This is a genomic window from Vibrio sp. GLN_1 (assembly GCF_043106015.1).
In the GTDB taxonomy this organism is placed as follows: Bacteria; Pseudomonadota; Gammaproteobacteria; order Enterobacterales; family Vibrionaceae; genus Vibrio; species Vibrio parahaemolyticus.
In genome coordinates, this window is sequence record NZ_JBICMD010000036.1 from 1,200,878 (window position 1) to 1,218,920 (window position 18,043).

17 protein-coding genes are annotated in these 18,043 nt (G+C 44.4%); 16 read left to right on the forward strand and 1 reads right to left on the reverse strand.

Going from position 1 to position 18,043, the window contains the following annotated elements; all coding sequences use genetic code 11:
* The first annotated feature begins 245 nt into the window (after positions 1-245).
* The 16 genes from ACF8OV_RS23135 (at position 246) to ACF8OV_RS23210 (ending at position 16,912) form a co-directional block, all read left to right on the forward strand.
* Positions 246-1,646 (forward strand): undecaprenyl-phosphate glucose phosphotransferase, encoded by a 1,401-nt coding sequence (locus ACF8OV_RS23135; RefSeq protein ID WP_023584596.1) that lies wholly within the window; start codon positions 246-248, stop codon positions 1,644-1,646.
* Positions 1,636-2,862 (forward strand): outer membrane beta-barrel protein, encoded by a 1,227-nt coding sequence (locus tag ACF8OV_RS23140; RefSeq protein WP_373272263.1) that lies wholly within the window; start codon positions 1,636-1,638, stop codon positions 2,860-2,862. The genes ACF8OV_RS23135 and ACF8OV_RS23140 overlap by 11 nt, the downstream gene beginning before the upstream one ends.
* Positions 2,863-2,874: 12 nt before the next feature.
* Positions 2,875-3,408 carry a polysaccharide biosynthesis/export family protein gene (locus tag ACF8OV_RS23145; protein WP_005463089.1) on the forward strand — a complete coding sequence of 178 codons (534 nt, stop codon included), beginning with the start codon at positions 2,875-2,877 and terminating at the stop codon, positions 3,406-3,408.
* A 14-nt stretch (positions 3,409-3,422) separates the two neighbouring features.
* Positions 3,423-5,603, forward strand: coding sequence for a polysaccharide biosynthesis tyrosine autokinase (locus tag ACF8OV_RS23150; protein WP_203504199.1), 2,181 nt, complete (start codon positions 3,423-3,425; stop codon positions 5,601-5,603).
* Positions 5,581-6,393, forward strand: a complete 813-nt coding sequence (locus tag ACF8OV_RS23155; RefSeq protein ID WP_170966270.1) for a putative capsular polysaccharide synthesis family protein — start codon at positions 5,581-5,583, stop codon at positions 6,391-6,393. Before ACF8OV_RS23150 ends, ACF8OV_RS23155 begins: the two co-directional genes overlap by 23 nt.
* On the forward strand, positions 6,393-7,445 hold the full coding sequence (locus ACF8OV_RS23160; RefSeq protein WP_029795657.1) for a glycosyltransferase: 1,053 nt from the start codon (positions 6,393-6,395) through the stop codon (positions 7,443-7,445). Before ACF8OV_RS23155 ends, ACF8OV_RS23160 begins: the two co-directional genes overlap by 1 nt.
* Positions 7,411-8,643, forward strand: a complete 1,233-nt coding sequence (locus tag ACF8OV_RS23165) for an O-antigen ligase (RefSeq protein ID WP_069548255.1) — start codon at positions 7,411-7,413, stop codon at positions 8,641-8,643. Before ACF8OV_RS23160 ends, ACF8OV_RS23165 begins: the two co-directional genes overlap by 35 nt.
* Positions 8,644-8,661: 18 nt before the next feature.
* On the forward strand, positions 8,662-9,495 hold the full coding sequence (locus ACF8OV_RS23170; protein ID WP_203504201.1) for a putative capsular polysaccharide synthesis family protein: 834 nt from the start codon (positions 8,662-8,664) through the stop codon (positions 9,493-9,495).
* Positions 9,492-10,523 (forward strand): glycosyltransferase, encoded by a 1,032-nt coding sequence (locus ACF8OV_RS23175; protein ID WP_025610046.1) that lies wholly within the window; start codon positions 9,492-9,494, stop codon positions 10,521-10,523. The genes ACF8OV_RS23170 and ACF8OV_RS23175 overlap by 4 nt, the downstream gene beginning before the upstream one ends.
* Before the next feature lie 9 nt (positions 10,524-10,532).
* Entirely contained in the window at positions 10,533-11,840 is a 1,308-nt protein-coding gene (locus ACF8OV_RS23180; RefSeq protein WP_075110063.1) for an oligosaccharide flippase family protein, read from the forward strand.
* A 2-nt stretch (positions 11,841-11,842) separates the two neighbouring features.
* Positions 11,843-12,244 (forward strand): VanZ family protein, encoded by a 402-nt coding sequence (locus tag ACF8OV_RS23185; protein WP_020838118.1) that lies wholly within the window; start codon positions 11,843-11,845, stop codon positions 12,242-12,244.
* Positions 12,245-12,339: 95 nt separating this feature from the next.
* A complete protein-coding gene (gene yqfB, locus ACF8OV_RS23190; RefSeq protein ID WP_005478088.1) occupies positions 12,340-12,663 on the forward strand; it encodes a N(4)-acetylcytidine aminohydrolase in 324 nt (107 codons plus the stop codon).
* A gap of 48 nt (positions 12,664-12,711) precedes the next feature.
* Positions 12,712-13,311, forward strand: coding sequence for a TetR/AcrR family transcriptional regulator (locus ACF8OV_RS23195; protein ID WP_005463060.1), 600 nt, complete (start codon positions 12,712-12,714; stop codon positions 13,309-13,311).
* A gap of 147 nt (positions 13,312-13,458) precedes the next feature.
* Positions 13,459-14,493, forward strand: coding sequence for an NADP-dependent oxidoreductase (locus tag ACF8OV_RS23200; RefSeq protein ID WP_021450115.1), 1,035 nt, complete (start codon positions 13,459-13,461; stop codon positions 14,491-14,493).
* Positions 14,494-14,520: 27 nt separating this feature from the next.
* Positions 14,521-15,138 (forward strand): glutathione S-transferase family protein, encoded by a 618-nt coding sequence (locus ACF8OV_RS23205; protein ID WP_075110062.1) that lies wholly within the window; start codon positions 14,521-14,523, stop codon positions 15,136-15,138.
* A gap of 334 nt (positions 15,139-15,472) precedes the next feature.
* Positions 15,473-16,912, forward strand: a complete 1,440-nt coding sequence (locus ACF8OV_RS23210) for a catalase (RefSeq protein WP_005499691.1) — start codon at positions 15,473-15,475, stop codon at positions 16,910-16,912.
* A gap of 125 nt (positions 16,913-17,037) precedes the next feature.
* On the opposite strand, the gene ACF8OV_RS23215 is transcribed toward ACF8OV_RS23210, so the two are convergent.
* Positions 17,038-17,916: an NAD(P)-dependent oxidoreductase gene (locus tag ACF8OV_RS23215; RefSeq protein ID WP_005463052.1), complete on the reverse strand. Its 879-nt coding sequence runs from the start codon at positions 17,914-17,916 to the stop codon at positions 17,038-17,040.
* Positions 17,917-18,043: the final 127 nt, after the last annotated feature.

Below are 18,043 nucleotides of genomic sequence, written 5' to 3' on the forward strand. Positions count from 1 at the left end.
CCTCATCCCTGCGTAGCAAGTACCAGCTTTTTCCTAAACAGCAAAACTTAGCCAAAGGTCTAAATTTCATTCTTATTTCCACTTACCTAAACAACACGAATTTTTAAACTTACCTTCGAATTTATGCGTTACAGAAATTCAGAAACATTCATAGAAATGTCTCTGCTCATCAATTAAAACGTTCGCGACACGGCTATTGGGCAATCACCCCAATGGCGGTAGCGTGCTAGAAGGGAAACTAGGTCATGAAACACAAAGGACTAATTCGTTCTTATGAGATGGAGTTCGCTTTTTTATATCGCCTCTCAGATCTTGCTGTCATTGTCACCTTTATGCTGCTCCTAGTATTGAAAGACACAAATACCTCGATGGATAAGGACTACGTCATCTTGTCCTTCGTCGGGGGGATTTCATTTTTGTTTATGGCGGAGAGCGGCAACCTATATCGCTCATGGCGGACAAGCTCATTTAGAGAGCAAATGTTCATTGTTTGCATGTCGTGGTTAATGACAAGCGCCCTACTTTTCATGGTGCTTTACTTTTCCGAAGTTTACCCTTTGTTTGACCGCAGTATCTTAGCGTTATGGGTTACTATTACGCCGGCATTACTGTTGGCGTGGCGAGTGACCTTTCGTACCGTTTTGGCCTATTTGCGAAAAATGGGCTTCAACACACGCACCGCTATCATCATCGGCCAGACCCCTCACGGCATCACCCTTGCCAACGAGATTCAAAACCACACCGAGCATGGTGTTCTATTTGACGGCTTCTACGACGAACGCTCTAGCGACAGATTGCCTAGCTCCGAATACCCAATCAAAGGCGCGGTAAACCAAGCGTTAGAACGGGCAAAACGAGGAGAAGTCGATTACGTATACATTGCGATGCCAATGCATGCTAAAGAGCGCATTGCTTCCATCCTGAACCAGTTCTCCGACACCACAGCGAACACCTATCTGATCCCGGATTTCTTTACTTACAACCTGCTCCATTCTCGCTGGGATCAAATTGGTCAAGTTCAAACTCTCAGCGTGTTCGATACGCCTTTTGCTGGCGTTTCATCCTGGATTAAACGCTTCGAAGACATTTTGTTCTCTAGCATTATCTTAGTGTTGATATCACCAATCCTGCTTGCTATCGCCATCGGTATTAAGTTGACGTCAAAAGGCCCTGTAATATTTAAGCAGCATCGTTATGGTTTGGATGGTCGAAAAATCGAAGTTTGGAAGTTCCGCTCGATGACGACGATGGATCAAGGGCCAAACATCAAACAAGCTACGAAAAACGACCCTCGTATTACTCCGTTTGGCGGTTTTCTACGTCGCACCTCATTAGACGAACTGCCGCAGTTTATCAACGTATTACAAGGCACTATGTCGATCGTTGGCCCTCGTCCTCATGCCGTTGCGCACAACGAAGAATATCGTCAGATTGTCGCCCGCTACATGTTGCGCCACAAAGTCAAACCAGGCATTACAGGTTGGGCTCAAATCAACGGCTATCGCGGCGAAACCGACACGCTCGATAAGATGGAAAAACGCGTCGAGTTTGATTTGGATTACATCCATCATTGGTCGGTTTGGATGGACATCAAAATCATCTTCCTTACCGTGTTCAAAGGCTTTACTGGCTCCAATGCGTACTAAGGCGGCGATGATGAAAACAACAACTCCAGCACTTGCGCTCGCCCTTTGTTCAACAGCTGCATTTGCAGAGCCAATGGCGTATCAAACTGAATCTGGCATTGAGTTTATCCCATTGGTCAAAGCGTTCTACGAAGGTGACGACAACATAAACAAAGCGGAAAAATCTCAAGATATAGAATCCGTAAACATTTGGGGACTAGAGCCTAGCTTGTTGGCACGTATCGAGCGCAATCAATATCGCGCAGATATTCAGTACAAGCTAAAAGCGGGCTTTTCTTCGGACGATAAGAATGATTACGATGACCATACCTTTCAGTTCACCAATTTTTTTGAATTCAATCATCGTCATCGTTTAGTCGTGGATTATCGTTTTCAGGCATTGCATGAAATCCGCGGTGAAGACATCACTGAAGGACAAGGTAACCTTCTCGATTCACCTATCGAGTTTTACCGCAATGATTTGAAAACCAACTACGTGTTTGGCTCTGCTGGTGCGAAAGGACGATTCGAATTTGGCTTAGGCTACAGCAATAAAACTTACCAAAATTATCGTAACGGTTTACCTGGCAAGCCCAACGCAAAAACTAAGTACAACGACTTCCGCGCCCCAAACGTCCACGTGGAGTTTTACCTTAGAGCGACTCCTAAAACCTATTGGTTAGTTGGGACGAAACAAGTCTTCACCGAGTACCTTAATAAAAACCCTCGCGCTGCATCAAAAGACAGCGACACCGGTTTTTACTACACCGGTGCTGAGTGGGAAATATCGGGGAAAACCCAAGGTATCGCAAGGCTTGGCTATCAAGTTAAAGACTTTGATAGCGAACAACGAGAAACCTTCAAAGGCTTTAGCTGGGATATCGGATTTGAATGGCTACCACAAGAGCAAACGCTGGTGACGGTCAAAACTACCCAAGCAGCCGTCAACCCTGACCAAGATGGTGACTACAACTTACAGACTCGTTATCGCCTAGATATCAAACACGATTGGAACAGCTATTTAGCCACTCGTTTAGGTAGCATTTATCAAGAAGATGATTACACCGGCATCACGAGAAACGACGAACGATATACCCTTTCCGCTGGCGTTGATTATCAAATTAGACGCTGGATTCAATTGAAAGCGGATTGGCAATATCAAGACAAAACATCCAATCGTTCAGGTTATAGCTACGACCAAAATGTCTGGACGTTAAGCGCGCAATTTTCGTTGTAACAAGGAATGTTAATGAATCCATTATTCAAGTTAATTGGCCTAGCTCTGCTACTTTTCAGTACTTTTGTTAGCGCAAATTCAAACGAACAAGATTACCTACTCGATACTGGTGACACTATTTCAGTGCAAGTTTACGGGGAGGAAGATCTTTCTATTAAAAACATCCTCATCACGTCAGATGGTTACTTTGATTACCCTTACCTTGGACGAATCAAAGCGATCAATAAAACGCCCAAACAGCTCAAGTACGAAATCGAAACGGGCTTAAAAGGTGATTATCTGATCAACCCGAAAGTCATGGTGACAATCAATTACTTCCGTTTGTTTTACGTCAATGGCGAAGTTCGTAAACCCGGAGGATTTGAGTATCGACCAGGACTGACGATAGAAAAAGCCATCGCACTAGCTGGCGGGCTCACCGATAGAGCTTCACGTAAAAGCATTAACTTAACCAAACACAAAACTGGCAAAACCGTAGAAGGCGTAAGTATGCAGCGCACGGTTGAACCAGGTGACATTGTCTTTATTGATCAGAGCTTCTTCTAGTGACAGGTAATCAAATGAACGGAACTCATCCCAACAATTTCCAGATGAACAAAGTGGAACTGATTCGTTTTGGCCATCACTTTAAAACGCTGAAAAAAAACTGGCTTAGCATTGCTGCGTTCACGCTTATATTCTCATTGACGTGCACATGGTACATCTACTCCAAAACATCCATTTACCAAGCAACAGCGACGTTATTGATTCAAGAAGAGCAAAAAAGTGCGCTGTCGATTGAAGAAGTGTATGGCGTAGATACGACCAAGAAAGAGTACTTTCAAACACAAATCGCTATTCTGAAATCCAACCACATTGCCGACAAAGTTATTAATGAACTGAATTTAACTCAACACCCTGAATTTACGAGCTCTGGTGGACTAAAACAAAAAATCGACGACATCAAAGCAGTCCCAATAGTACAAGATTTATTGAATGTTTCTCCTAGCCCAAAAGAGACATCACAATACTCTGAGTCTTACTATCAAGCACTTCAAACCTTCAAAAGAAAGCTTGAAATTGAACCTGTTCGAAACACACAGTTAGTGCGAATTAGCTTTCGTTCTGCCGATCCAAAGTTAGCAACAAGAGTCGCGAACGCGGTTGGTCAGGCCTATATTGATGCCAACTTCGAAGCCAAGCTCGTAGTGACTCAAAATGCAGCAACATGGCTGACTAATAACTCTCAAAAACTCGAAGAGCGCTTAAAAAAATCAGAGCATGCTTTGCAAGAATTTTTGCTCAAAGAAGACCTGATTGATATCAACGGCATCGACGACATCTACGCCAACGAACTAGAAGAGCTTAACCGTAAACTCAATACCGCTGTCAATAAGCGCATCGAAGCGCAAACCTTGATCCAACTACTAAAAAGAAAATCTTCTCAGAATCTTGATAGCCTGCTGTCCATTGACGAGTTTGCCAATCAAGCTCAGATTCGTGATTTAAAACTTTCCGAAGCCCAAGCTGCGAAGAACGTTTCTGAACTGGCGCAACGTTATGGACCAAAACACGATCGAATGGTCCAAGCGAAAGCGCAACTCGCCTCTATTCAAGAGCGAACTCAGCAATTGATTCGCGAAATCTCTTTTAGTAAGCAACAAGACTTACTTGCAGCGAAAGCTCAAGAAGACATGTTGCGCGAAGAACTGGACAGAAAAAAATCAGATTTCCAATCATTGGGTTCGCAAAAGGCGCGCTATGAGCAATTGAAACGAGAAGTAGAGTCAAACAAAGACCTTTACGAAGCTTTCTTAAATCGAGAAAAAGAAACCAGCGCTACTAGCGATTACAAAAATGTGACCGCTCGCTTTACTGATAAAGCGATCATTCCACTGTTTCCTGTCGCGCCACAACGAATGAAACTGGTGCTTATCGCCACATTCTTCGGTTTGGCTATCGCTTGTGCATTGGTGATCATTTTAGAAACGTTGCGAGAAGTCATCCGCACTTCAAACGACGTTCAAGATAAGCTAGGCGTGACATGCTTGGGGGTTATCCCAATGGTGAAAAAACGTACCCTGCGAAAAAATGGGGTAAGTTATACCGCCTACTTAGATAAAGATGAAAAACTCTTTAGCGAAGCTTGTCGCTCTGTTCGAACGTCGTTGCTATTAAGGCTGACCAACACTAAGCAAAAGATCTTACCTTTTACTTCAGCGATTCCAGAGGAAGGCAAAACCTCCACCAGCATCAATATGGCGGTGTCCTTCTCGACTATGGAGAAAGTGTTGATTATCGACTGCGACTTGCGTCGTCCATCTTTAGCCAAACGATTCAATATTCCTGATTCCCAGCCAGGTTTAACCAACATATTGACGATGGATACCGCAATAAAAGATTGTATCGTTCGCATCGATGACGCTAATTTAGATGTACTACCTGCTGGGCTGATTCCACCCAACCCACAAGAGTTGCTGGCATCCAATCGCTTCAAAAAACTACTGGACCATTTTCAAGATAAATACGATCGCATCATCATCGATACACCACCACTGTTGTCGGTCAGTGATGCGCTCATCTTAGGCCAATATGCGAACGGACTCATCACAGTGATTCGTTCCGAGTCCACCAAAGCATCACTGGTTAATGTCGCGTTATCTAAACAAATACAACACTCAATACCGTCTCTTGGCGTGCTTATCACTCAAGCAAAAGCTAAGGAAGGAGAGACTTTATATGTCCAGAAATACGCCTACTAATCAACATGCGTCTTGGTATCAGATATTAAAAAGCCAAGAACGCCCGGTGCTGATATATCAAATGGGTAAAGTCGGCTCGAGTGCGTTAGAAAAGTCGATTCCTAACTCGATTCATTTGCATGACCTTATGGCGATTGATGCTAACAAGCAGATCTCTCCAGTGAGAGCGAAGCTGCATCAACCAAACAAGCATTATGTAAAACGTCTGCTCAAGCGAAGCGTTATGAGCCACATGCTCAAACGTAAACAAGACGTGCGCATCATCTCATTGGTGAGAGAGCCGATTGGTAGAAATATCTCGATGTTCTTTCAATCGTTACCTTTCTGGATGGCAGAAAAATACCTAAATGACGACAGTGCAATTCGCTCTGAGCGTCCGCAATTGTTGCAAGAAGCTTTCGAAGAGCACATGAATCACCACTACCCTTTGGAGTGGTTTGATAATGAAATCAAAACGCTAACAGGGATCGACGTGTTCAATAAACCGTTCGATCATGAAGCTGGTTACCAAACCTACCAACAAGGCAACTTTTCTCTGCTCGTAATTCGAAGTGACAAGCTGAAGCAATCACCAGCTACCGTTGGCGAGTTTCTCGGCTATCCAGTTGATGTGGTCCACGACAACCAATCAAACAACAAATGGTACTCCTCGCTGATCAATGACTTCAAAAACAGCTATCAACCTAAACCTGAGTTTATTGAGGAAATGTTGTCATCCAAATTGACGACCCACTTTTTTACTTCAAGTGAAATTTCCGAACTCAAACAAAAGTATCAAATGGCGCAATGATGAAGACGAAAATTTTACACATCATCAACGACCTATCTCAAAATGGTGGGGCGCAAAAGTTCTTAGTGGACTTGGTGCTCGAGCATAATCCCGAGTATGAAATCAAGATCCTCGTGTTGTGTGCTGAGAACGACTATTTGGAACAACTCTCCGCACAGGGAATCCAATGCTTTAACTGGCAGACACTGTCTCTATCGGAAAAATGGTCACTACTACGCTGGCCAGATCTTGTTCACGGACACCTGTATCCGTCTATTTATCTAGCGCTGCTTGCGATCGGGAAAAAACGCATTCAAACAGAGCACTGCTCTTACAACCGACGCAGAGATTACCCTCTGTTTAAGTTCATCGAATATGTCCTCTATTGGGGTCACCACTATACCGTTAGCATCAGTGAAAAAGTTCAAGAAGAATTGGTGAAGTTCATGCCTCGGTACCAACACAAGTATCGAGTTGTACATAACGGCGTCGACTTAAATCGCTTCCCAATGGCGGCTAAACAAGCCCACGATATCAGCGAGAAAGCAACCATCAACATTGGTATGGTTGGCCGACTACATGAACACAAAGATCACGAAACGTTAATTCACGCCATCGCAAAACTGCCTGAGTGCTACCACTTACACCTTGCCGGAGATGGAGACAGAAAAGCCTCGCTTCAACGACTTGCTCAATCGTTAAACGTTTTACCTCGCGTGCATTTTCACGGAGTCGTATCCGATATCCCTCGTTTTCTCAGCGATATGGATATCTACGTGCAATCTTCCCACGTTGAAGGATTTGGGCTCGCCGCCGTAGAAGCGATGGCAGCAGGTTTGCCCGTACTCGCGTCCGATGTACCGGGATTAGATGAGGTTACCGGCAGCTCAGAATATCTGTTCGAAGTCGGTGATAGCAATCTGCTTGCACAAAAAGTTGCAGAGCTATGCGAAGACGCGGCTCTTTACAATTCGGCAAGTCATTATTCCGTCAACCGAGCCAAACTCTACACCATCGACAAATTTCGAGAGGGCTATTATGGAATCTACCAACAGCTCTGTACCGATAAGTAATACCGTTCCACTCCTTGCAGCCATTATTCTGGCACTGTTTTTTGTCCCAGTGAAATTCGCTGTAGGTGGCGTGGCACTTGCGCCTTCCGATATCGCAAGTTTGCTTTCTGTTGGCTTAATCGCCTTGATCATTTTAGAAGGAAGAGCAAAGCAACTGTTGCACCCATGTATCGGATTCTTGGTGCTGTTTACTGGATATGTATTTATCAATGGTTTGTTGAACAGAGTGCCTTTGGCCCCACTATTGATCGAAACCGTTCAGTGGCTAGCCATTCTTTGTCTACTGAGCTTACTTTACGCTTACGGAGCATTTGATGATGAGCGAGTGATGGTCTATTTCACCTACCTACTTTTTATCATCTGTGCTCTAGTCGCAGCATGGCACTTCGCCCAAGGCTATCAAAGCGGATTTAAATTACTCGGGGTCAGTAAATACGGATTTGGAGTGTTGTGCTCGCTACTCTATTTGTATCGCGACAAAATTCGCCTGTTCCCTTTTTTGATGCTAGTTGCATTTTCGCTACTCGTGTTATCTCAAGAACGAAAAGCTCTGCTGGGCTTTTGTTTGCTGTTTTTTCTCGATCAGATTTTTATTAAAAACTGGATGCGAAAAACCATCAGTGAAACCTATACATGGATGCTTCTCTTGGCGTTGGCATTTGTGGTTATTGGAACAGTCTCTACCACGCTCTACGTCGGTTTTGATGCTCTTGCCGATAAACTGGAGATCACTCAAGAAGACATTTTGTTTGCCAACCAAAGTGAAGCGCGATGGGTGTCCAACTTGCATCGTAAGCTGCTACTCGCAAACGGCATGGATATCTTAACGCAGCATCCTATTTTAGGCGTGGGCGCAAAAATGCTGCCCAACTTTATGATCGATTACTTCAACTACGATGAACTAGCGATTTACACCCACAACTTTGTGCTTGATACCGCCATCGAATACGGTTTGCTTGGCATTGCTTTTCTGTTTGGAGGCTACTTTCTTTTCATCAAATTTTGTTTTCGCAGTATTGATGACAACAGAAAAAGTCTTTTACTCGCGGTTTACGCCCTCATCATGGTGTTCTTCGTTGCCGTAAATACCACCATCATTTTGATACTTTTGTTGCCAGTTATGATCAGTCGAAAACGAACACCAGAACCTCAGACAGTCATCCATTCGCTGCCAGTCAATAAAAGTCACGAATTTTAATAATCAAGGATTTGATCAATGAAATACTCTATCGCTCGACAATTTGAAAAGAACCGAGAACTTCGGGCTGATAACTTCGTCTTGGTGTATCAAATGGGGAAAGTGGGCTCATCGTCTATCGAGCATACTTTGGAAGCGCGTAATATTCCGAGCTATCACATCCACACGTTTGACGATCATGAAGAATTTCACATGTACCACAACAAAAAGGATGTGAGTAAATTCTTCGATTTTAAAAATCGCGCGATGTACCGTTTGGTTCTGAATCAACGCAAGCGCATTTTGCAAAAGCGCGAGCAAATCAAGATCGTTACATTAATCCGTGACCCGATTGCGACGGTTTTCTCCCGTTTTTTCCAAGATTTACATCTGCAATTTATCGAAGGCAAAAAGAATGACGCCATCCACCGCGACATGGAAGTGACCTACAAGCATCTCGAGCATTGCTTTGATAACTACATCAACCTGAACTACTTCGCAGATTGGTTCGATAACGAGCTAAAACGTAACTTCAACATCGATGTCATGCGCCAAGAGATCGATAACACTCAACCATTTTTCACGTTCAACAATGACAAAGCCAGCGTCATTCTCATTAAGTGCGAGCAACTGAGTTCCCTCGACAAAGAGATTGGAGACTTCCTAAATGTCGACAACTTTGTTCTGAAAAACAGCAATGAAGCAAAGAACAAATGGTATTCCAACATCCACCAATACTTTAAACAGCATTACGATTTTTCTAAGTTGTTTTACATGTATGACTTACCGCTTTATCGCCATATTTACTCGCAGCAAGAACGAGAAGACTTCAAAACCAAGTGGTTAAAAACTCCAGGGACAAAGTCAGCATGAAAAAAGTACTGCATATTACCGAAGCCTTTGGTGGTGGTGTTCAAACCGCACTGTACAGCTATGTACATTCATCTCGACATGAACCGTATGAACACTTTTTGCTTGCTAGAGCGCGTCACAATGATTTAACCAAAGACAGCAATCACGATGTTTTTGCTCAAACGAAATGGGTGGAAGGTGGGCTTCTGCAGTTTGTGCGAGACGCCAATCAAACCATCAATGACATAAAACCCGATATTGTGCATTTGCACTCTAGCAAAGCCGGTTTTTTAGGTCGATTTTTGAAACTCAACCACGCCCGCTTGGTGTATACCCCGCACTGCTATGCGTTTGAACGAGAAGATATTTCAGGCTTCGCTCGCCAACTATACAAAGCTTTAGAAAAGGTGATGCTCAACAAAATTGACGTGGTGGCAGGCTGCAGTCAGCGCGAATGTGATTTAGCCATTAGCATTGGAGCAAAACGAGCGGAACTGCTGAACAACTACGTTTCTTATCAAAGTGCGACGCGTGTCGGCCGAGACCATCAAGCTGCATTGAACATTGTTGTTTTAGGGCGTGTCGCACCACAGAAAGACCCTCAATTTTTACTTAACACACTCCGTTGCTTGAATCGATTTGCGCTCAATCGCCAATTAGACATTACTTGGATTGGAGGAGGAGACAGAGAGCTAGAGCAAGCGTTAAGAGCTGAAGACGTACAAGTAACGGGTATGCTTCCTCGCGATGAAGTAGTTAAGAAACTGCAGGCCTCCGATCTCTATTTACATACCGCCGCATGGGAAGGTATGCCTTTAACGATTCTAGAAGCCGCGAAGCTGCACCTCCCTATGGTGATTCGTTCCATTGGTGCCACAAAAGATCTCAACTATCCTTTTTTGGCGCAAACACCGGAAGACATGGCAAAGCAAATGACACATTGCATCAATCACTATGATGACATTGATTTTCGCCAATACACCACCGAGTTGAATGAGACGTTCAGTGAAGAAAAACAACGCCTCGCTCTAAACAACATTTACAGTTAGAGAAATAGAATGTTTCAAGCCATTCAACAAAAACTGCTACTTATGCCGAGTGGTAAAAAGAACTTGCTGTCACTCGGCATGAAAACGGCAATCACGCGAGTTTTCAGTGCATTATTTGCCTTTTTGCTTACGCTCATCGTGTCGCGCACAACCGATGCATCCACTTCAGGTCAGTTTTTCTTCTTATTCAATCTCGTATCGCTCACAGCCATTATTTCTCAGCGAGGCTTTGACGTTGCTTTAGTCCGATTCAACGCTATCGCGTTTAGCAACGGAGATATTCAACAGCAAAGTGACAACTATTGGACGGCTTTAACTCGCAGTATCACATTTTGTTTCATGGCTGCCGTTACTCTATTTGTCGGCTTTTACCTGTTTCCAAATCAACTGAATCAAACCAACAGTCCAATAGTGGCGACTACGCTCGCGCTGATGTGCGTACCTTTCCTCGTATTAGGGCAAACCAACAGCCGTGTTTTACAAGCAAGTAAAATGGTGGTGCCATCCCTATTCGCGCTTCAACTCGGCGTCAGTGTACTCATGGTTTTGTTCATTATTGGCCTGAGCACACTGCACTTACAAAACATCAACAGCCTAATGGCGGCATTGCTGCTGGCGAGTCTGATCGTCAGTATTGCTTCAACGACTAAATGGTTTAGCTCTGGTCAATATCAAAAGCCGACCCCGACAACAAATATCGAACTGATCTCCTCTGCGAAGCAAGTGTGGATTGGCAGCATTTTCACCAATATCCTCCAATGGGGAAGCATTGTTATTGCCGGTTTTTTCATTTCTACCACGGAGCTAGGGTTGTTAGCAGCAGCGCAACGAACATCGCTACTGATTGGCTTTGTACTGATTACCATTAACTTCGTTGTTGCCCCAATGTTCGCCTCTCTTTTTAAAGAGGGAAAGCTGGATAAACTGCGAAATTTAAGTCGATGGGCTTGTCGCGCAAACATTGGCGCAGCTTTACTTCCTGTCTTGGTTTGCACCCTATTTCCTGAATTCGTCATGCAGCTTTTTGGTGATGAATTTCTTGCGGCAGCTCCGCTGTTAGTTGTCCTTTCTTTAGGGCAGCTGGTCAATATCGCCACTGGCTCGGTAGGATTTTTATTGCTAATGAGCGGCCATGAGAGAACGATGAAATACATCACGATTTGTTCAGGCACTATTTCCATCGCTCTTTTGGTTTTTCTTAGCCAAAGCTACGGCGTTCTGGGGGCTGCATGGGCAATGGCGATCGGCATGGCGATCCAAAACCTTGCCGCGCTCTATTTTGTAAAACGCTATTTAGGCTTCTTTCCTGTGGGGTAACGATGACTTCGACGATCGCACGTTTAGGTTTTATTTCTATATCTCTACTGACCATCGGCCTTTCTTTGTGGAAGAGTTCAGAGCTAAATCATGCCGTTTATCTGAATATGGAGAACTATGTTGGAGGCTCAAGCACGCTGCATTTTACGTTTAGCATGTTGATTGGTTTTCTTGCTGTGTTTACCTTCCCTCGCTTTACCCACGCAACCAAAATGGATGCGTTCGGGATTCGACTGCTGTTTTGCTTACTATTGATCATCTCGGCGGAAGAATTTAGCCAGTTGTTTATTGAAAGCCGTTCATTCAGCTTTGACGATTTGAGTACCAACTGGATTGGTATGATCCTTGGGTATTTTGGTGCCAAAGCGATTACCCTCTTTCGAGCATCTCGCTCTCGTGCATAAACTCTCCGGCAGGTGACGCACCTGTTGTTAGGCAAACACCTTTGGGTTATTTGGGTATATAATCTTGCCAAATAACCCGGAGAAAAGAGAGCCTCATGTCATCTCATCCAACAAAAATTACCTTTTTCGAATTTCTCACGCCATTGATCACTTCTGGCCAAAAGACCATCACTATTCGTGACGAATCAGAAAGTCACTATGTACCGAACACAGAAGTAGAAGTATTCACTTTGGAAACTGACCGCAAGGTTTGTGATATCAAGATCTTGTCTGTTGAGCCATTAAACTTTGATGAAATCAACGAGTTTCACGCAGAACAAGAAGCCATCGAATTGCCAAAACTCAAACAGTTGATTCGAGAAATCTATCCGAATATCGATAAGCTGTTTGTTATCGAATACGAATTGATCAAAAAGTAGACCACAAAAAACTAGACGACTGGTCTAATTCATCTTATAGTACCGCCCATGAACGCAAAAACAAATGACACACGCCAACACATTCTCGACGTCGGGTACGAATTGATTGTTACCCGAGGGTTTACGAGTGTTGGACTTTCAGAGCTATTAAAAACGGCCGAAGTGCCAAAAGGCTCGTTTTATCATTACTTCAAATCTAAAGAGCAGTTTGGTGAGGCAATGATTCAAGATTACTTTAACAAGTACTTTGAACAATTGACTGCCCGCTTCACTAATACCGAGCTCAATGGCTACCAACGCTTAATGAGCTACTTTGAAGAAATGGTAAAAGTGGAAGATGATGTCTGCAATGCAAACAAATGTTTGTTAGTGAAGCTAAGCGCCGAAGTGTCAGATTTATCGGAGCCTATGCGTATCGCACTGCGTCGAGGCGCTGATAAGACCATTCAAGCTATGGCAGAGTGTATTGATGTCGGTATTCAAGATGGCTCTATCCCAAACGGTGATAGCGCATTGTTGGCCAGACAGATTTATTATCTTTGGAATGGCGCAAGCTTACTGAACAAACTGTATCAAGATCAGGAAGCGCTCACGCAAAGCCTGACCTATACTCAACATCTACTGCAAAACACGCGTACTTGCCCATAACAAGTAACGTTAAAGTAAGATGAATACCCTACACGTGTTTCATTTGGGCTATTAACCTTTTGGAACACACTAAATCTTCCCGCTCTAAGAGCGGGATATTTTGGAACGAACACTAGACGACCGGTCTAATCTATAAGTGAGATAAACATGACTAACGCAACCAATCGTAGAATCGTCCTAGCATCACGCCCACATGGTGCTCCTACAACTGAAAACTTTCGCCTAGAAGAAGTAGCAAAACCTGTTCCACAGGCAGGAGAAATGCTTCTGAGAACGGTTTACCTCTCTCTAGATCCATACATGCGCGGTCGCATGAGCGATGCAGAATCTTATGCAGAACCAGTAGCACTAGACGATGTGATGATTGGCGGCACCGTTTGTCAGGTAGAAGCATCCAACCACCCGGACTATGAAGCGGGTGAATGGGTACTTGCGTACACAGTGGGTTGGCAAGACTACGCAATTTCTACCGGAGAGATGGTGATTAAATTAGGCAAAGAGCCACAAAACCCATCATACGCTCTGGGTGTTGCAGGCATGCCTGGCTTTACCGCATACATGGGTTTGTTGGATATTGGCCAACCAAAACCAGGTGAAACCATTGTAGTTGCTGCAGCAACGGGCCCTGTCGGCGCGACAGTTGGTCAAATCGGTAAAATCAAAGGCTGCCGCGTAGTTGGTATCGCCGGTGGTGAAGAAAAATGTCGCTACGCAAAAGAGGTTTTAGGCTTTGATGAGTGTATCGATCACAAAGCAGATGATTTCGCACAGCAATTGAAAGAGGCATGCTACAACGGCATCGATGTTTACTTTGAAAACGTAGGCGGCAAAGTATTCGAAGCTGTCATGCCACTTCTCAATACCAGTGCACGTATCCCTTTATGTGGATTGATTTCTCAATACAACGCAACAGAATTGCCTGAAGGCACAGACCATCTACCTCTGCTAATGGGTAAGCTACTGACGAAACGAATCAAGGTACAAGGCTTTATCATTTTTGATGACTACGGTCACCGTTACGGTGAGTTCGCTCAAGATATCAATCAGTGGTTGGCTGAAGGAAAGATCCAATACCGCGAGCATCTAGTAGAAGGTCTAGACAATGCGCCAGAGGCATTTATTGGTCTGCTAGAAGGCAAGAACTTTGGCAAGCTTGTTGTAAAAATCAACGACCCACTATAACAACCCGCAATAAGGAAGGGATAACAAATGATAAAACTTCATCATCTGAATCAGTCACGCTCTAAGCGTATTATCTGGTTACTTGAAGAACTCAACGTGGATTACGAAATCGTGCCTTACGTTCGTGACAAAGTGACTTTCATGGCACCGCCAGAACTAAAGAGCGTTCATCCACTTGGTAAGTCGCCACTCCTTGAAGACGATGGTGAGTTTATTATTGAATCAGGAGCCATGACTGAATACTTGATTGAAAAGTACAGTGATGGAGCGCTTGCCCCTAAGCGTGGTACAAAAGCGCATACTGAATATTTACAATGGATGCACTTTGCAGAAAGCTCCGCTATTTTGCCGATGCTATTGAAAATATTCATCAGTAAAGAGCCGAACTCGATGGAGTTTTTGCCTGCATACGCCGACAAAGAAGCAATGAATGTATTGAGCTACTTCGAACAAGCGTTAGAAGGAAAAACCTACCTCGTAGAAGAGCGATTGACGGGTGCAGACATCATGATGTCTTTCATCGTTGAGTTAGTACAGATGTTTGGCCTAGCAGAACAATTCCCGAATATGGTTCGTTACGGTAAACAACTTGCGACGCACCCTGCTTTCGAGAAAGCCGAACAAATTGAAGTGAACTACGCTTAATTTAATCGTCCCTTTGAGGCTTGGATTGAAGACAAATAACGTTGTCTCAATCGCATCAAAGGGACGTTTTTTATCGAAATAGAGCGCAAGTATTCATTTATAAATTCAATCATTCATACCTCTTCTATCCCTACCAATTATTCTTGATTGTTACTAATAAATCCTAAGATAAATCAACAACTAAAATGTAGTCCAATTCTGATTTCTGTGACTTTTCGGCCATAGTCACCACCTATTGAATTGATAAGCATTATCAGCTTTAACCTCATGACTTTCCGTAATAATCTTCCTTTCAGATTCTAAGGTTTTGATGAATCCCTGGAGGGAAATAAGAATGACAAACAAAAAGCTAACGACTGCGGCAGGTTGCCCAGTTGCTCATAACCAAAACGTGATGACAGCAGGCCCACGTGGCCCTCAACTCCTACAAGATGTCTGGTTTCTAGAAAAGCTAGCGCACTTTGATCGTGAAGTGATCCCTGAGCGTCGTATGCACGCAAAAGGTTCTGGTGCCTACGGCACATTCACCGTGACTCACGACATTACAAAATACACTCGTGCAAAAATTTTCTCTGAGGTTGGTAAAAAGACCGAGCTATTTGCTCGCTTTACGACCGTTGCTGGTGAGCGCGGCGCAGCGGATGCAGAACGAGACATCCGTGGTTTTGCCCTAAAATTTTACACCGAAGAAGGCAACTGGGATTTAGTCGGCAACAACACGCCAGTCTTCTTCTTACGTGACCCGTTGAAGTTCCCTGACCTCAACCACGCGGTGAAACGCGATCCACGCACCAACATGCGCAGCTCGACGAACAACTGGGATTTTTGGACATCACTCCCAGAAGCGTTCCATCAAGTAACCATCGTCATGAGTGATCGTGGTATTCCTGCGTCTTACCGTCACATGCACGGCTTCGGTAGCCATACATTCAGCTTTATCAACGCTGAAAATGAACGCTACTGGGTGAAGTTCCACTTCAAAACTCAGCAAGGTATTAAGAACATCAGCGATGAGGAAGCACAACTGCTGGCGGGCAGAGATCGTGAAAGCCATCACCGCGATTTGTATGAGTCGATTGAGCGTCAGGATTTCCCGAAATGGAAAATGTATGTACAGATCATGCCAGAATTAGAAGCCGACGAAGTTAACTTCAACCCATTCGACCTAACAAGAGTATGGTCTCAAAAAGATTATCCACTTATCCCTGTAGGTGAGTTTGAGCTGAACCGTAACCCAGAAAACTTCTATGCAGAAGTTGAGCAATCCGCGTTTAACCCGGCAGCTATCGTTCCTGGAATTGGTTTCTCGCCAGACAAAATGCTGCAAGGCCGTTTGTTTGCATACGGAGATGCACAGCGTTACCGCCTAGGTGTAAACCATCACCAAATTCCAGTCAATGCCCCTCGTTGTCCGGTACACAGCTACCATCGTGACGGCGCAATGCGAGTTGACGGTAACTTCGGTTCAACACTAGGTTACGAGCCAAACTACAAACAAGAGTGGGCCGAGCAGCCTGATTATTCAGAGCCACCATTGCGAATTAGCGGCCATGCTGACCATTACGACCATCGTGTTGATGAGGATTACTTTAGCCAAGCAGGTGACCTGTTCCGACTAATGAACGAAGAGCAACGCCAAGCGCTGTTTGATAACACCGCACGAGCGATGGATGGTGTGCCAGACTTCATTAAAGAACGTCACGTCACCCACGCTTACCAAGCGGACGAAGCCTACGGCAAAGGCTTAGAACTGGCGTTAGGTTTAGCGAAATAACCCACAGCAAATATTCCATAGTAAATAAAAAGGGAGGCGCACGTTGCACCTCCCAGTTAAGAGGAATTCGATATGATCAATTTAGACTTTTTCAAACTCTTCGATACCAAAGAGTTCTTCATCTACTACTGATTTTTGGCTACAGCCTTAATCAGTACTGACGTATCCATACGACCAAGCCCTTCACGTTGAAGGCCTGCGTACTGCTCGTCGACCATCTTAGTCAATGGAAGCTCAAGCCCAACACGCTCAGCTTCTTCCAAACAAAAGCCAAGGTCTTTGCGCATCCAATCAATCGCGAAGCCAAAATCAAACTTGTCTTGCGCCATGGTTGTGGCACGGTTTTCCATTTGCCATGAACCAGCAGCGCCGTGTTTCAGCGTCTCGACAACCTGTTCAATGTCTAAGCCAGATTTTTGCGCAAGCAAAAGTGCTTCACTCAAGCCCTGCAAAATACCACCGATACAGATTTGGTTTACCATTTTACAACGCTGTCCCTGACCATTTTCGCCCAGCAGAGTGATTTGTTTCGCGTACACATCCATCACAGGCGCAACATGGTCAAATACACTCGGTTCACCACCGCACATGATGGTCAACACGCCATTTTCTGCGCCCGCTTGACCGCCCGAGACTGGCGCATCGATAAAGTGATTGCCCACTTTTTTACACGCATCCGCCAGTTCCACAGCAAGTTCTGCCGAGGTTGTTGTGTGATCAACCAAAACCGCGCCCGCTTTGAGACCAACTAACAAGCCTTCTTCACCATACACCACGCTGCGTACGTCGTTATCATTACCAACACAAGTAAATACGATATCGCAACCTTCTGCCGCTTCTCGCGGTGTCTCGCACGCAATGCCATTGTATTCTGCAGCCCATTTATCAGCTTTGGCTTTGGTGCGGTTGTATACTTTGGTTTCATACCCCGCTTTGCTCAAATAGCCCGCCATTGGGTAGCCCATGACACCCAAACCAATAAATGCTACTCGTTGTTTTTCCATTGCACGCTTCCCTTAGTTCACCTGACTGAAATGTTTTGTAACATGCTACTAAAGAATTGAAAACATTACTCGTAATTTATCCTTCACTCGCGGCACAAATAAAAGCGGAGCACGATGTTGGAGTAAA

Coding starts and splice junctions, on each gene's coding strand:
- ACF8OV_RS23135 (WP_023584596.1), top strand. CDS start 246: ATGAAACACAAAGGACTAATTCGTTCTTATGAGATGGAGTTCGCTTTT.
- ACF8OV_RS23140 (WP_373272263.1), top strand. CDS start 1,636: ATGCGTACTAAGGCGGCGATGATGAAAACAACAACTCCAGCACTTGCG.
- ACF8OV_RS23145 (WP_005463089.1), top strand. CDS start 2,875: ATGAATCCATTATTCAAGTTAATTGGCCTAGCTCTGCTACTTTTCAGT.
- ACF8OV_RS23150 (WP_203504199.1), top strand. CDS start 3,423: ATGAACGGAACTCATCCCAACAATTTCCAGATGAACAAAGTGGAACTG.
- ACF8OV_RS23155 (WP_170966270.1), top strand. CDS start 5,581: ATGTCCAGAAATACGCCTACTAATCAACATGCGTCTTGGTATCAGATA.
- ACF8OV_RS23160 (WP_029795657.1), top strand. CDS start 6,393: ATGAAGACGAAAATTTTACACATCATCAACGACCTATCTCAAAATGGT.
- ACF8OV_RS23165 (WP_069548255.1), top strand. CDS start 7,411: ATGGAATCTACCAACAGCTCTGTACCGATAAGTAATACCGTTCCACTC.
- ACF8OV_RS23170 (WP_203504201.1), top strand. CDS start 8,662: ATGAAATACTCTATCGCTCGACAATTTGAAAAGAACCGAGAACTTCGG.
- ACF8OV_RS23175 (WP_025610046.1), top strand. CDS start 9,492: ATGAAAAAAGTACTGCATATTACCGAAGCCTTTGGTGGTGGTGTTCAA.
- ACF8OV_RS23180 (WP_075110063.1), top strand. CDS start 10,533: ATGTTTCAAGCCATTCAACAAAAACTGCTACTTATGCCGAGTGGTAAA.
- ACF8OV_RS23185 (WP_020838118.1), top strand. CDS start 11,843: ATGACTTCGACGATCGCACGTTTAGGTTTTATTTCTATATCTCTACTG.
- yqfB (WP_005478088.1), top strand. CDS start 12,340: ATGTCATCTCATCCAACAAAAATTACCTTTTTCGAATTTCTCACGCCA.
- ACF8OV_RS23195 (WP_005463060.1), top strand. CDS start 12,712: ATGAACGCAAAAACAAATGACACACGCCAACACATTCTCGACGTCGGG.
- ACF8OV_RS23200 (WP_021450115.1), top strand. CDS start 13,459: ATGACTAACGCAACCAATCGTAGAATCGTCCTAGCATCACGCCCACAT.
- ACF8OV_RS23205 (WP_075110062.1), top strand. CDS start 14,521: ATGATAAAACTTCATCATCTGAATCAGTCACGCTCTAAGCGTATTATC.
- ACF8OV_RS23210 (WP_005499691.1), top strand. CDS start 15,473: ATGACAAACAAAAAGCTAACGACTGCGGCAGGTTGCCCAGTTGCTCAT.
- ACF8OV_RS23215 (WP_005463052.1), bottom strand. CDS start 17,916: ATGGAAAAACAACGAGTAGCATTTATTGGTTTGGGTGTCATGGGCTAC.